Origin of the sequence: Periweissella cryptocerci, assembly GCF_004358325.1 — a bacterium.
Lineage (GTDB): Bacteria > Bacillota > Bacilli > Lactobacillales > Lactobacillaceae > Periweissella > Periweissella cryptocerci.
Genome location: NZ_CP037940.1, coordinates 1,729,202 through 1,744,838 on the forward strand (window position 1 = coordinate 1,729,202; position 15,637 = coordinate 1,744,838).

At 41.9% G+C, this 15,637-nt stretch carries 6 protein-coding genes; all 6 read left to right on the forward strand.

Features of this window, described 5'->3' with window-relative positions; genetic code table 11:
* The first annotated feature begins 30 nt into the window (after nucleotides 1–30).
* The 6 genes from EQG49_RS07740 (at nucleotide 31) to EQG49_RS07765 (ending at nucleotide 15,525) form a co-directional block, all read left to right on the forward strand.
* Nucleotides 31–1,854 (forward strand): glycoside hydrolase family 13 protein, encoded by a 1,824-nt coding sequence (locus tag EQG49_RS07740; RefSeq protein ID WP_133363437.1) that lies wholly within the window; start codon nucleotides 31–33, stop codon nucleotides 1,852–1,854.
* A gap of 1,052 nt (nucleotides 1,855–2,906) precedes the next feature.
* Entirely contained in the window at nucleotides 2,907–8,567 is a 5,661-nt protein-coding gene (locus EQG49_RS07745) for a Cna B-type domain-containing protein (RefSeq protein WP_133363438.1), read from the forward strand.
* Nucleotides 8,560–9,525 (forward strand): class C sortase, encoded by a 966-nt coding sequence (locus EQG49_RS07750; protein ID WP_165964829.1) that lies wholly within the window; start codon nucleotides 8,560–8,562, stop codon nucleotides 9,523–9,525. The genes EQG49_RS07745 and EQG49_RS07750 overlap by 8 nt, the downstream gene beginning before the upstream one ends.
* A 36-nt stretch (nucleotides 9,526–9,561) precedes the next feature.
* Nucleotides 9,562–12,480, forward strand: coding sequence for a SpaA isopeptide-forming pilin-related protein (locus tag EQG49_RS07755; RefSeq protein ID WP_133363440.1), 2,919 nt, complete (start codon nucleotides 9,562–9,564; stop codon nucleotides 12,478–12,480).
* Between the two features lie 203 nt (nucleotides 12,481–12,683).
* The gene (locus tag EQG49_RS07760) at nucleotides 12,684–14,732 is read left to right on the forward strand and encodes a prealbumin-like fold domain-containing protein (protein WP_165964830.1); all 2,049 of its coding nucleotides are present in this window, start codon (nucleotides 12,684–12,686) and stop codon (nucleotides 14,730–14,732) included.
* A 130-nt stretch (nucleotides 14,733–14,862) separates the two neighbouring features.
* Nucleotides 14,863–15,525, forward strand: a complete 663-nt coding sequence (locus EQG49_RS07765) for a hypothetical protein (RefSeq protein ID WP_133363442.1) — start codon at nucleotides 14,863–14,865, stop codon at nucleotides 15,523–15,525.
* Nucleotides 15,526–15,637: the final 112 nt, after the last annotated feature.

Consider the following 15,637-nt stretch of genomic DNA (forward strand, 5'->3'; position numbering starts at 1 on the left):
CACAACTAAAAAATAAGGACGGGTGAGTGTATGGCAATCTATTTTGATCCATTAAAAATTGAATACAAAAAACCTTTCGGGGCGGTCCTCTATGGGACAACGATTGATTTTGGCATCAAAATCGAGCACGAGCAAGTCCACTCGGTGACCTTAAATGTAATCGAGGATCAGCGTTATGCCCCCAAACAAGTTGTCGAATTTCAACCTAATAAGAGTAATCACTGGATTGGTCAATTTACGGCGAACAATGCTGGTTTGTATTTTTATTATTATGAAATCACGTTGCAAGACCGGACGATTTACTATGGTGCCAAAGAGAGTGGCATGAGCGGCTCCGGCCAGTGGTATAACAACCTGGATGAAGTGCACTCATACCAATTGACGACCGTAAGCAAAATCGAAAAGGTGCCCGATTGGTATAAAAATGCCATTTTCTACCATATCTTTGTCGACCGTTTCAACAATGGTAATCCCGATGGCAAGGTGACGGCACCTAAACCTAATACGTTCTTGTATGGGCAAATGAGTGATGCACCGATGTATATTCGTGGAGTCGATAATGAAATTGCCCGCTGGGATTTTTACGGCGGTAATTTTAAAGGTATCACCCAGAAACTGGAGTATTTGCAAAATCTTGGCGTAACCGCGTTGTATTTGAGTCCGGTTTTTGAATCGCGCTCAAATCACCGCTACGATACGGCAGATTATCTGCAAATCGACAGTATGCTGGGTAGCTTAGCCGATTTTGATGCGTTGTTGGCGGCTTGTCACCAACGGGGAATGCATGTCATTTTGGATGGTGTGTTTAACCACGTGGGTTCAAATTCACGTTATTTCAATCTGTACGGCACGTATGAAGATTTAGGCGGCGCAGAATCTGAAAATTCACCATACTTCTCATGGTTTGATTTCTCTGAATTTCCAACGGAATACAACAGTTGGTGGGGCGTCAAAGACTTACCGGTCGTGAATAAAAATGATGATGCATACCAAAAATTCATCTACAAAACACCCCAGACTTCGGTCATTGATTACTGGACGAAGCGGGGCGTTGACGGTTGGCGGCTTGATGTGGCTGACGAATTACCTGATAATTTTATCAAAGGGATTCGCACCGCTCTAGACCGGGCTGGTAAAGACGGCGAAACGGTATTGATTGGGGAAGTCTGGGAAGACGCCTCCAATAAAATTGCCTATGGTGAACGACACTATTATTTGAATGGTGACATGTTGCACGCAGTGATGAATTATCCATTCCGCAGTTTGATGTTGAAGTTATTGAATGGTGAGATTAGTATCATGGACTTTGTTTTGCATGTTAAAACTTTGCAAGAGCACTATCCGAGTTGGACGTTCAAACATAATTTCAATAACATCGGCACCCACGATACGGAACGGGCGCTGACGATGGTTGGTAAGTCGATGGACAAATTCAACTTACTCGTGCAAATGTTCATGACGTTGCCAGGTGTGCCATGTATCTATTACGGTGATGAAACGGGTTTGACGGGTGGCAAAGATCCCGAAAACCGGGCGTTCTATCCGTGGGATGATGTGAACCCTGAAGCGATGAACATTTACCAAGACGCGATTGCCATGCGTAAAAAGTACAGCTGGCTAGTTGATGCGAGTTTCGATATGTTCCCATTGGGACGTGGGGTTGGTTACATGTATTACCACGAAAATGGGCAATATGTAATCTTCGCCGTGAATCCAACGGACATGACCCAGACGTTTACATCTGGGCAAGCTGACACAAGTAGCATGGCGCTATGGCCAGAACGTTTGGTTGAAATGTACCTGAACGATGTGGTGGTAAAGCCATATAGTATGGTGGCAATTGATAATTCATAATATTTTTAAAAAGGAAGTGGAAAAGGCTGAAACTAGCTTTTCCACTTCCTTTTTTGATGTAGCTGAAGCTTGGCCACTACGTGCCAGTAAATTACTTGGCGCACCACGCTGGAAGCAACCTTCGAAGCCAGTCTGTGCTTATGCCTGCGAACCGGCAACGCAAAACATCCCAGCATTTTGTTTCACAAAATACTGAATCTAATCCTAACGCGATTAGATTAGCCTTGCAGGCTGGATGTCTGTCTTGGGAGGTTCGGATAAGCTGGGACTCTAAGGAATAAATTCCTAAGAGTCCTCATCTTATCCTCAGCGGCGATATGTGTTTCACACATCTCACCCCAGTCGCGGTGTAAAGGCTGCGCCCGCCAAGTAATTTACTGTCACTCCGTTAGTTAGTGATAATGCTCAAACTAGTGAAAAAGTCGTTGGTGGGCAGATTCAATAAAATCGGTTATCACTGATTTTGTGATGTGCTTGAACGAGTGCATAAGGTATATTCCGTGATACGTGAGCATTCGTAAACAAAAGTGCAGAAATGACAATCCCATGCTTGAATAAATCATTTTAATTGACGGTGATCATAAAATTTTGGTTATCAATAGTAAAGTATCGAGCATATTGAATAGGGTATAAATGGAAATAGCTAAGGCAACAGCGTGTTGCGTGATGTGATTCGCTTATTTATGTCGAAAATGTGATTTTTTTGTGCAGAATTGACATCGCCGGAAATTCTGGAAATATGGGTGGAAGTCAGGAGTGAAGATTGAAATTGGGTAAACCGCTGGATTTTTAGGTAATTAAATGCCGAAATAGTTGATATTAATATACGTATTCCTGAAATTCGGCAATTAGTCAGTGCGCTGATTAGTTTTTTGGAAATGGGGTTAACATTTTCTAATCTTTATAGAAATAAGCCTTAATTGTTACCGTAGAAGTCATAAATTCGTCATGCTTAATCGTTAAAATTTAACTACGTTGTACGTGGAGATAGTACAGCAGAATGCAACTAGGCATGCTAGCTACATAAAATTAACCGGAAGGAGGAGCATCAATTGTTCAAAATTAAAATAAAACACATAAATATATTGATGGTTCTCCTAATGGTGACGGGGATTATCCTCGCAACAGTTGTCCCAACGATTGAATCAATCTCGAATGCGCGCTCGATGAAAGTTCAGGTTAATAGCAAGGACGAAAAGCCCCTGATTGATGGTGAAAATTATTCGTTCACGAGTCAAACTAAGCGCCATGATCACAAGGTAGATTGGACATTTAAGTTTACGAAAAATAAGAGTACTGATCCTGAACAATTCAGCTTAGTTTTAAACGAGAACCAGACGGATTTTGATAACTTTGATGATTTTTCGGTTAACGGTAATGACCTCGCGATTCCCGATGTGAAAGAAGCAGTGGAAAAACTCGTGGCTGACGAAAAAGAAGACATTGAAGAATTAGAACAAGATGACGACGAAGCCCGTGAAGCCACACAACATGGGACGCTAACTTGGCAAGAAACGGCCGATGAAGATGATACGAAGCAAAACGATGATAAAGCTACAAAGCAAACTAACGATGAGCCTAAATATCAATTAGTTTATACAACGGCGGAACCAACGAAGCAGGCCGAAGAAATCGAGATTACTTTCTCAACCCGCATTAACGATGAAGTCTATGCAGCTAATACGGAAGTTAAGTTGGAAGTTCAACCACACTTGATTGCGGGCATGACCGAAAAATTGCCACTTGGGGATGAAGATGACAAAAAGCTCGCTAAGAATGCCAAGTCGTATGAATTAACGGTCGATGCTAAGGTTCTATCTGAGGCGCCAGATGGGATTAAGGAAGCGCAAGATGTTGTTGAAACTTTTCAGAATGATAAGACACGTACTGAGTCAGATGCAGAAGTAACTGACACACCTGAACCAAAACAGGCAGTTGCAGAAAAAACGTCGGACGCTGAAAATACGAAAAATGCGTCTGCAAAGCCAAGTACGCGATCACAAATTACATCAACGGACCCGGGCTATAGCGTGGCAACATTTGATCCATCAAAGTATCAATTTACAACTTCCGGTGGAACTGGAGCGGCGGGGACAAATTTAAAACCAACAAATAATACTTGGGAAAATGAACCGGTATCGCGGATTCAAATAACACGAGATGCACAATCAACGGATTGGCGAACATATACGGCGTGGGCTAATACAACAACGAATGTTGGTAATACGTACGCAAATAGTAATAGCACGACTGCACCGGGAAACGGTACTAACTTGCAGATTTACCAAAAAGATGATTCTTTCGGATTTAATGGACAGGCGCCTAATCAAAACTTGAGACGCTATGCAAATGGTGAATTTTTCGGTGATCCACAGACGGCAGCCAATGCTAGAACAGACGCAACGCGGTTAGGCTACCTGTTCGAATTTAATTTCGGTGCAGCTGGTAATTATGCTGCACCAGCTAATCCGGCTTGGACGAACAGTCTGAAACTGTATGTTCAGTATAGTAATGCGGGTAAATATTATACGCCGGAACATCCTGCTGGCTTGCAGATGGGGGCATTATTGACCTTCAGTGAATTTAAATTTGGAAATAATGGTACCGGTAACCGAACAACCGGTATGGCTGATCACCCAATTCTTGATGTATCTAATTCATTAATGGGTGGATTTATGATGGATGGTATCCGTGATATTCGGGTGCAAATTCAATACTTCTCGGTAAAAGAAAATGGCGATTTTGACAAGCTGTTAGATATTCAGCCAATCACAACTAGTAATCCAGCATTGCAGTCGTGGTTATCAATTGGACCATTGGTTAATCACAGTGCAGGTACAGCCGGTGATTACCGCGGTTCAGAGGCGGTTTCAAAAACGTCAGACATCGGGAATCATAGCTTACTGATTGAACCGTCAATTGGCTCATTAATGACTAAAATACCCACTAATGCTGGGAATAATATGAATGCTTACGCGGATATGTATACGTCAACTACCACTAGGTGGGAAGACAAGCTCGGAATGGTTAACTTTGAAAAGCAGGCAATTTCATTTCAAGTTGTTGGAACGACGAACGAATTCAGGTTCAAAAATGGGAATGGTTATTTCCTAAAAAGTTTTAGTTCAAGTTTCGTCCGACCGGTGTCACCAAAACAACCGACTAAGCAGGTTACGGCTAGTGAAACTAATCTTAATGCCGATGAATTGAATGCCGCTAATCCGGCGAATAAATCAACAATCAGATTGAACGATGGTGAAACTACAACCACGACAACGGCCAATTATACGTACAATGATAATACGAATCGGACGTTGAATAGCGGAACTAATAATACGTGGTATGGATTGACAACGGCTTATCCATCGGGAATGAATGTTAGAAGACAGAGAACAGGTAATACTACAGCAACGTTTGGCACATATACGGGTGGGACAGCCCAAACGCCTACAGGAGCAGCTAATCTTACAGCTCAAAGTGAGGGATTTGGAGCAATCGTTTGGAATCGTAATAATGGTACATTGAAAAATGCAGGTAATGCGTTGATTGTAGCAGGAACAGGGAACAATACGGCACCTACATATGTCGATACACGTCAGCGCCAGCTTACAATTGACGGTGACTGGGCCCTTTATCCAGATGGTACTTATGTGAGACGCGTTGGTGGCAAAATTTATCAAGGAAAATTACGAGCGAACAATTTTAGTACGCAAGCGTTATTGCAAGCGAATATGCCAGGATATGCGGGTGCAGTAGTAGCACCATATTTGACGGGAACATTGCCAGTAGGGTTGGAACAGTTGGAAGTGCAGGTGTTGCCATCAGGAACGGGTACATCATTTAGTCGGTATACGGCGGGGACTGAAACAACCACGATAAATACTACTAAACTTTATGATGCAACCAAGAATCCAGCAACTGGTGAATATCGGAACAACCAAGTAGCTAAGGTCCACTATTATGACATTTCACAGCCGACATACCACATTCCAAATGAAAGTGTGACTAAGCCAGGTGAAATCACAATTAAAGATACTTTGCCGGTTGGGATAAAACCGAATTTTCCGGGCACACAAGAGCCAGATTATGATAATGCATTAGGCGCCATCCCGTGGAATTTCAGTAATAACAACACAACATCTGTTAGTCTATGGAACACTACAGGTGCCCAGCTGACATTGAACAATAATAGCGGGCGGGTGAAAATTCAAAAAATCACGAATGAAGACGGACAATTACAATATGCGATTGAATGGACATTTACGGCAGCAACTATTAATGCTTTAACGTTTGATGGTGAGAAATTTGTTGTCCGGATTCCAGTAATTGTTAATACTGCTAGCGAAGATATAAAAAAAATCACGGATGAAAATCCTTATCCAGCATTTGAAATATATAATCAAGCGCAAACTTATTTTAAAACGGAAAGTCCACAAAATGAAGGACTGGCGTTTAACTGGAATGGTTTGACTAATACCGTTAAAACGCAAATTAGATTTACTGATTTTGCGGATAATGAACGTTTTATTAGGTTAGGCTTGAAGAAAATTTGGAATGATCCAAGTAATGCTGATGCAGCACAAATGGCGGCCTCGGGGATGCAAATTGTGCAAAATGCTAATACGGCACAACCGGATTATGTCGAATATCGAATTTATCGCAAAATCGGCACGCAGCCGGAAACGTTCTTCCGTGCAGAACGAATTGAAAAGCCTAATCCTGGGATATACCAATGGCCAACCCGAATTATTGAAGGGCTAACCAACATGGAAAGGATAGGCACAACCATACAACCCGTAACTTATTCCGTGGAAGAAGTTGTACCAGAGCACTATCGGTTAGACAAACAAGTCCATTATGCGCGTGACACTGAGCCGACGCGCCCAGAGTTAACGGTGTCAGTTGATGGTCATGATCGTGAATTAGATGAATATTTTGAATTTACTAATCGACCAATTGTGCAAGTTAGTGGTCGTAAGGCGTGGAATGAGAACGGTAAGACGGGAATTACCCACTCTGGTTTGAAAGTTTATCTAATTCAAGATGATGCAGTATTAATGGACACGACAGTGCAAGCGACGCCAACGACTAACTGGAATTATAGTTTTAATAATCGTGATCGTTTTGGTTTTGATACGAATAATAATAAATGGTTTGAACACCGCTATTCAGTAACCGAAGATGACATGGAAAACTATATCAAGCTAGACGATACGCGTGCAATCGACGTGGAAAATGGTGATGTAACGCATAATATGACGAATACCAATCAGTTTGTACCCGATTGGATGCCAGTTGATGGTCAAAAAAGTTGGTCAGATACGGGGAACATCGCTAATAAACGTCCAAGCAAATTAATCTTAAAGCTGTATCGGGCAAAGTTTAATGGCACGCCAACTTTAGTTAGTACGTATGTCACTGATGCGAATGGTGGGGATGGTACTGGTGGACTAGGAGCTTGGGAATTTGATTTTGGCTCGAATAATGCGATTTGGAATTTACCAACAGACCAGCTTGATTATGCAAGAAGATATGGTTATTTTGCGAAAGATTACTTGGACGAAGATGGTAATCGTAAAAAGTATACTTACTCAGTTAGAGAATTTACTTATGATGATGCCGGTAAAGAAATCGATTCTGTACCGGGTTATAAGAATAGTTTGACTGAAATGAGATTAGCCCCATTACCTAATTATGTTGACCCAGTGACGGGTAAGGCACCGGCAGAAACAGCCCACGGGTATGAATTTTCATTAGTTAATACAATTGATACTTTTACAGCTTTAACTAACCGTAAAACAGTGTGGTTAAACGTGGTTTCAGCCAGTGATACGACGCAAGCATTGGCAGGTGTGCGTTTTGCAGTTTATCAATTTGATACTAGTGTGAATGCATGGACGTTCTATAAGGAAAGTGTCACGAATGCCAATGGTGACGTCCGTTTTGATAATCTCGATGCCGGTTTAAATAACCCAGCGGGTACCGGGGCAGCGCGTGACCGGGGCGTGAAATATCGCTTGGTGCCAATTAGTGCGCCAATTGGTTATGAAGTTCCTAAGTACGAATTAGAATTTGAGCTAGTGTATAACATGGCGGTGGCAACAGCGTCAGTTGGTGGTAGTTCAAGACCCGCTATTCCTGAGAAGAAGTACACGGTGTTACAAAATGCGTCAATGAAATTGTATACGCCAACCGGTACCGGCGCATCGCAACAAAGCGGTGTTGCTAGCGGACAAGCGTTTACTAATACATCACAAACGTTGACGAACACGGCAACGACTAATACCGCTAATTTTGGTAACATTCAGTCGGCCGTTACTTTGGATCGTGATTATAACATTGGTAATTCACATAACGTGGGGAACCCAGCTGTGACAGGAACCGGGGCGATTTACGGAGCACCTTCCTACCAGTTTGGTACTAATAACACCACGTTCTACAACGGAACAATTGGAGTTGGTGCTAATGGTACTGATCCAAGAACACGCCAAGAACTAGCTATTACAATTCCTGGTGTCGCGATTCATAGTAATAATATTGATCGTGAAATTAGATTGGTTATCAAGTTAGATCGACGGCAAACGCCATTTCCAACAACTGGTGGAGTTGGGTTAGTAATATTTATCGTTGGGGCGCTAGGAATGTTAAGTATTTATGCTTGGCGTGTCTGGCGTGAAAAATCAACCGAACTACGAGGTGGAGCAGATGAATAGAAAAAAAATAATTCAAAGGCAACGAAAGAAAAAGCCACCAAAACTAGTTGATCGGCTAATTACTAACTTGATTGGGATTATTGGTACATTGGCATTGCTATATCCATTGGTCTCTAATTTTTACTCGGCATGGACTGAGGACTTAGCCGTGAATCGCTATTCACAAGTTGTTAAACAAGCCACGAAAGCCCAAAAATTTAAAGCAACCCGTTACATTAGTGCTTACAACGATTCGCTCCATGGTGAACAGTCAGCCTTAGAACGGCAAGTGATTACGACAGATCCGTTTACGGAAGCTGAACATGAAAAAGCGAAAACGAAACATACTGAACAAAAAAGGCCAGCCCATAAAGAGCTAACGGATAACTTAATTGGTGATTTAGTTGGAACGTTAAATATTCCCAAAATTAATCAAAAGTTGCCAATTTATGGGGGAACATCGGCCTACCAGCTATCACAAGGGGTTGGTTTAGTTGAAGGTACGTCAATTCCATATCATGGAAAAGGCGTGCACTCAGTAATTGCGGGGCATCGTGGTTTGGTTAAGGCGGAAGTTTTTCGCCACTTAGACGCCTTAAAGTTCGGTGATTACTTTTATATCAGTAGTAACGGCGAGGAGTTTGCTTACAAAGTGGATGACATTCGGGTGGTGACACCAACCGAAGCGGCTGACTTTAAATTAGATAAGCACAAGAATTACGTGACGTTGATGACTTGTACGCCATACATGATTAATTCACACCGGCTCTTAGTACGGGGTTATCAAGTACCGATGAATAAGGTAGCGAAGAGTTGGCCAAATTGGTTGAAACCACTGTTATGGGTACTAGGAGCGCTTGCATTATTAATGTTCTTGCTATGGCTACTCTATCGACGGAAAAAACAAGCGCCACTAGAAGTTATCATACTATATCCGCATCCATTTACGCGGAAGTATAGTGACTTTTACGTAAAGTAAAAATAAATTACTATCACAAGAAATGAGGAAAGATACATGGAACATAGTTTGAAAGGAAAAAATAAACATAGATTATTTTCATTAGTGTTGATTGTTACACTATTGTTCAGTTCGTTTGCTAATATCTGGCAGACAAAGGTCAGTGCGGCGGAGCCTTTGGACAAAATAAAAATCGAAGTTACTAAAACATGGTATGAAACAATGCCAACAGGTGATAACTTGATTGATAACAAAGGTAAAGTACAGGAAACGAACTTGGGAACGCCGGAACAAGGAGCCCAATTTCGACTGTACCGTTTAGGGAATAAAAATGATGCAACCGTAGCAAATCACTTTACCGATGAAATGTACAGTGATCTAGTGGGATTAATTGAAGAGTATCGGTTTGATGCGATTAAGTCGGGAAGTTACACCATCGAAGCAAACGATTACCCGAATATCAAAGAAAAACTTAAGGCAGCTTTGGGTAACTCAGATACAAAAACCATTGAAAATACTGGTTCCGTAACTGCCAGTGAAGAATTTAATACTATAATCAATCTGCTGTTGCAAAACTATATAACAGCTGACGCTGTGACACGTGTTAGTTCTACAGGTACAGATAGTGCAGGTACAGGTACTCACAACACGGACGCTGCTGGTAAAATTAATTTTTCAAATATTTCAAACAACTCACGTTACGTCTTGCTTGAAATAGCAACTACCAAAACAGGGAAGCGGCAAGTTGCGACACCAATGTTACTTGATTTACCGATTATGGTTGAATCAACAGGTGAACCATTGAATATCACTGGTAATGATACGTTGCATGTGTATCCCAAAAATGAATATCCAGTAGGTGGTTCACAATTTTACAAGTATGATGGAACTTCATTAAAGCAAACAACAAAAACACCGATTGCCGGAGCTAAATTTTTGTTATACAAAATGCCAGCTGGGGCAACGGAAAAAGCATGGTCAGAATTACCAAACAACCAGTTGGATGTCACTGCAAGTAGGAACACAGCCGCTAATTGGCCGAGTTTTGAAAGCGGTGTAACATACAAGGTGAGTGGGGTATCGGATGTAACTCGTGTACTTGCAACGGAATCAAATAGCACGCAGGCGGTACCGCCAACTAATGGTGAATTTAGCAGTCAGGCTGATGGGAAGATTGCTGTTGCCAATTTACCTAAGGGACGCTACTTTTGGATTGAAGCAGAACCGGCAGACGGTGGCTATTCTTTAAATCGTTATCCAATTTGTTTTGAAATTAATAATACGAATGCTAATGGAGCTGGTACACATGCAGCATTGCCAAATTATGGCAATGGGTTTGAAACATTTACGGTACCCAACTCAAGTCCAGAAGTAACCAAAGTTTTTACCAACTATGTAAAGCCAACTTTTGACAAAACACTGAAGGTGTTAGGTGATGCTAATGCAACTTTGGGTAGTGTGACAAATGATACGCTTAATATGGATAATAGGGGAATTCAAAAATTTCAGTACACATTAAAGGCAACCCTACCTGATCCTAATCTTGTGTTTGGTGATAGTCAGTATTTGTCATTCTACGATATTTTTGCAACAAAAAAATTAAATACTTGGGATTTAACGACTAACGAAGGTGATTTATTAAATGTGAACACTGATGGTGTATTTAAAAAAACAGATTTCCCGACAACCGGAGACCACAAAAAGGGGCTCTATTACGATAGTGGGCAAGAAATGTTGCCGCTAACAAGAATTACGGAAACGACATTAAATCCGCGCTTAGTTATCAAAAACCAAAAAGGCGAAACTATGGGATACTATAGTGCAGCGGCAGACACTGCAAATGACCCACTTTATAAAGGGAAATTCTTGGATGGATATGCTGATGATCAGAGCCAGTCAGGAATTGCGCACCTTGGTTGGTTTGATATTCGTAAAGATGCACCATCAAGTAACGGATGGGAGGGTGTGTTACCACAGAATCAACCATTTGAACAAGGTACACCCGCAGGTACACAATTGTTATGTACGGTTAATGTTCCAGAATTAGAAACACATTTAGGTGGAAAGGAGGCAGTAAAGGATGTTTATTCAATCGAATTCGAATTCACTGCAACTCCAGAAGATGGCTTGTTTAACAAGGGTATTGAAATCGATAATGTCGGTCAGTTCGAATGGGCCGGTGGAACAAGTGAAGACACGATTATTGAACGTGAAGTTAACTTCAAAACAGGTGGTCAAAACTTCATTAAGTTAGATGGTTCGTCGAAGGCAAGCGAGGCTGGTATTGATGCGGATCATCCATATAATGAACTAGCAGGAGCAGAGTTCCAATTGCGTCGACATACTTGGACTGGTACGGCGTGGAAAGTTGACTACTTACAAGCCGGAAATAGTGCTAAAGAACCGTATACAGTACCCACTAGCACTAGTAACACAGTTTTGAATTGGACTACAGACGTAAAAACTGATACAGGTGCTGCTACGTACTACAAAGACAAAAAAATTGCTAACTCAGGTAATAACCACCCAACCGTCTTTAAATCAGATGCTAATGGGGTGATTGCAGTCCGTGGTTTGGCACCAGCAGGTCTCAATACAGATCCTGAAAGGAATCATGACATGTATTATGATTTGGTCGAAATTAAAACACCAAATGCTGAAACTGCTTCGGCACAACAGTATCGGTTGAAGAAAGAACCAATTAACTTTGCTGTTGTTGCCCAAGATTTATATAAAACTAATAATGCTATTAAATTAGGAGTATCATCAGCTGTTGATAAAAATTATGCGATTGTGATGGGTAACGTTAAGGGAACGAATAATAGCTTGATTGATGTTCGGAATTTACGAGCTACCCCATTCCCAATCACTGGTGGTATTGGTTCACTATTCTTGATTCTCCTTGGTCTTCTTGGCGTAGGTTACTGGTACATGCGTAAGCGTCGAATGACTTTAGCTGAACAAGAAGCAGAATAGTTAATATTTAGCACGATAGCTACGATATTCGGTACTGCGTCAATTCACAGTTACGAATAAGTAGTTTAAGCGAAATTTGGAGCACAATCGCGCAGGTGACAAACTGTTACCTGCGTGTACATATAATGAAAATCGGTGGCGCTGAATTTAGTTTCACGTGAAACATGAAGGCAGCACTAACAACATCGGAAAGGAGCCAACGCATGACAAATAAAAGACCACATCACCATGTCCGTCTTTGGGGACTTTGCTTGGTTTTATTGAGTATTTTAAGTGTGGCGGGGTTGCTGAAGTTTTCGGCTTTTATTCACGCGGATGAGTCGAATACGTATCAGCTCCGGGTGCATAGCGAGTTAGCTGGGCAAGTGGCGCTGGTGCCATTGGACAAGCTGGATGAAGCGGCGGAAAAACGTCTGCTTGAGCCACAAGCAGCGACTAACTACTACCAAGCGCATCAAGATATTGCCCAGATGGTCACAGTTGGCCCAGATAATACGGGGATAACAACTTTAGCTAAAGGCAATTACTTGCTTGTGCCTGTGAGCACGATGGCAAAAGACCGGATGCTCTTACCGATGATTATTGATTACGATAACATCGTCAAAGAGCAACAACTTGATGCTGAAAATCAGGTTGATTTGTACATGAAACAGTCTGTTGTTGGCTCAATGCAAGTTACTAATTTAGTGATTGGCACGAGTACCGTGTTGATTGGTTCGCAGTTTCGTTTGGTCCACTATGACCCGACTAAAGTGGATATTACAAAGTGGACGGCAAATGAGTTGCGTGAATCACCAAGCCAATTGGGGGTGGAATACTTTGATTTAACAACGGACGAAAATGGGCGGATTAAGGTTGATACCTTGCCATTTGGGTTTTATTACCTGGTACAACTGAGTGTGGATGGTAAGTATGACTTACGTGACACACCGATGTTTTTTGAAATTTCAGCAAGTGCGCCAACTTGGGGCTTTGATCCCGCCGAAAAATTCTACAACTATCCTCATCCACAGTTAACTAAAACGGCTGACCGGGAAAGTTTTGAGTTCTCATATTCACGGCCGTTTGATAAAGTGCCAGCGCAATATCGGATGCCGTGGACGGTGACAGCTGAGCTCCACGCCAAAATTGATGAATTCCAGAATTTGAAGTTAGTTGATAATCTCGGCAAACATTGGAACTTAGCACCGGATTCACTTAAGGTTATTGGTAAAACAGCTACTGGACAAAAAATTACACTACAAGCTGGCGTGGATTATCAAATGACGACAACCGTGAACGGCAAAAACGAGCATGAGTTAGCGTTGGAATTGGTTAAAAACGGCGTGGCAACCAGTCAGAAGATAGCTGATGTGGTTAGTTTGCAACTTGATTACACGACGATTACTGACAATTTACCAACTGACAGTAATCGCGTGTGGTACCACGATGCCAAGGTTTTTGATAACCATATTGACATGTACTATAGCAATTTGGCGGATCCGTTGCATACTTTATCAGCTGATGCGCATGTGTGGGTTGGTGGATACCATATTCAAGTGGTCACAACTAAGAAAAATTTAGCTAAGAGTGACGTCATTGCCAATCCAAAACATAAGCAAAATCCTATTACGTTAAAAGGCACCGAACAGTATGGCCTTTCGCAGACAAAACCGGTGAAATACTACCCACTTGATGGAGCCAAGTATCGGGTGTACCGCGAACGTGCTAGGACTAAAGAATACCTCCATTACAATGATCAAGGTACTTTGGAAAGCCGAACAACCTTACAATGGCGGACGCAGCCAATTGAAGCAACGGTCTTGACGGCTGGTGACGGCTGGTTAACAGTTAACGAAGCTGCTAATGATAAGACCGGTAAGTTCGTGTTGACGGGGATGCAAAAGGGCCAGTATTATTTGGAAGAAATTACGCCGCCAAAAGGTGGTTATCGACCTTTGAAGCAAATTGTGCCGTTTGAAATTCATGAAGCGACATGGCCAGCTTCGTTTGACGCACCAATTGTCATTCGTTACGACCTTAGTAAAGCAGCGAGTGTTTACTATCCTGAGACTGGTGGTGAAGATGTAAAGCATCCTAAAAAAGTTAGTAAACCAGGAAAGAAAAATATCATCCAAGAAAGATTAGATAATTTCTTTCCAAAAACGGGTGGAATAGCCATCCAATTGATTGCTTTTGTTGGGGGCATTATCTTGATTATATTGGCATTCTTACTTGGGAAACGCCAACGAAAAGATAAAGCCACTGATTAATCCAAAGGAAGCGACCAGCGATGGGCGTTCTTTTTGGAAAAATGAAATTTGTTTGAGTAGCACGGCAGCGACAATATCGGTATAATTAAAATATTATTGATTTGATTAACAATGGGGAAAGGGGTTTATCATGAAAAAAGTATGGATGTTAGTAATGGTAATCGTTGCATTATCAACACCGGTAGTAGGGGCGGCAGCGAGTACGACAGTAGTACCGGTAGCGCGAACAGCAAAGTTAGCACGACCACATTTCAATTACGTGGGTAACAAATTAACAATCTGGGGGAATGCGAAGAATATTAAGCACTTGACTATCACAGTTGGTAACAAGCAGTACCAAGTGGAGCCCAAGCAAAATAAATATCGGACAACATTCAAGCTCACTGGTTTTCCTAATGTAGTATTTAAGTGGCATGGTAAAGCTGGCACGGGGACGGCCAGTTATTCGGAAAAGCATTATACGAGTAAGAAACCAGTTGTTCAGCAGGCGACAGGCGTTAATCCAGTTGCGTTTACTGAACCAGGCGCAAGTGTTTATAGTGGTGTTTTCTTAACCGATGGAACAATCAGTGCGACGGCAGGCGCTAAAGTCATTCTTTATAAGAATAAGCAAAAAATCGGTAGCTATCAGCTCGGTAAGAAAGCCAAGCATTTGAGTTTCTCGTTGATGACTAAAGCGATGCTCCAAGATAATCAATACCATGTGGTAGTGAAAGCCAAGCACCGTAAAGCAAGCCACAGTGTCTACCTGACTAGGGTGAATACGACGGATGGTGGCATGGCAATTGCATAAGACGATATAAATGTAGCTAAGCCCGGACACAACATAATTACGAAGCCGGTACACAAAATAGTGTGCGCGTTATTTTATGTTAGATGGGGAATGTGGCTTCATTGACTTACAA

Coding starts and splice junctions, on each gene's coding strand:
- EQG49_RS07740 (WP_133363437.1), top strand. CDS start 31: ATGGCAATCTATTTTGATCCATTAAAAATTGAATACAAAAAACCTTTC.
- EQG49_RS07750 (WP_165964829.1), top strand. CDS start 8,560: ATGAATAGAAAAAAAATAATTCAAAGGCAACGAAAGAAAAAGCCACCA.
- EQG49_RS07755 (WP_133363440.1), top strand. CDS start 9,562: ATGGAACATAGTTTGAAAGGAAAAAATAAACATAGATTATTTTCATTA.
- EQG49_RS07760 (WP_165964830.1), top strand. CDS start 12,684: ATGACAAATAAAAGACCACATCACCATGTCCGTCTTTGGGGACTTTGC.
- EQG49_RS07765 (WP_133363442.1), top strand. CDS start 14,863: ATGAAAAAAGTATGGATGTTAGTAATGGTAATCGTTGCATTATCAACA.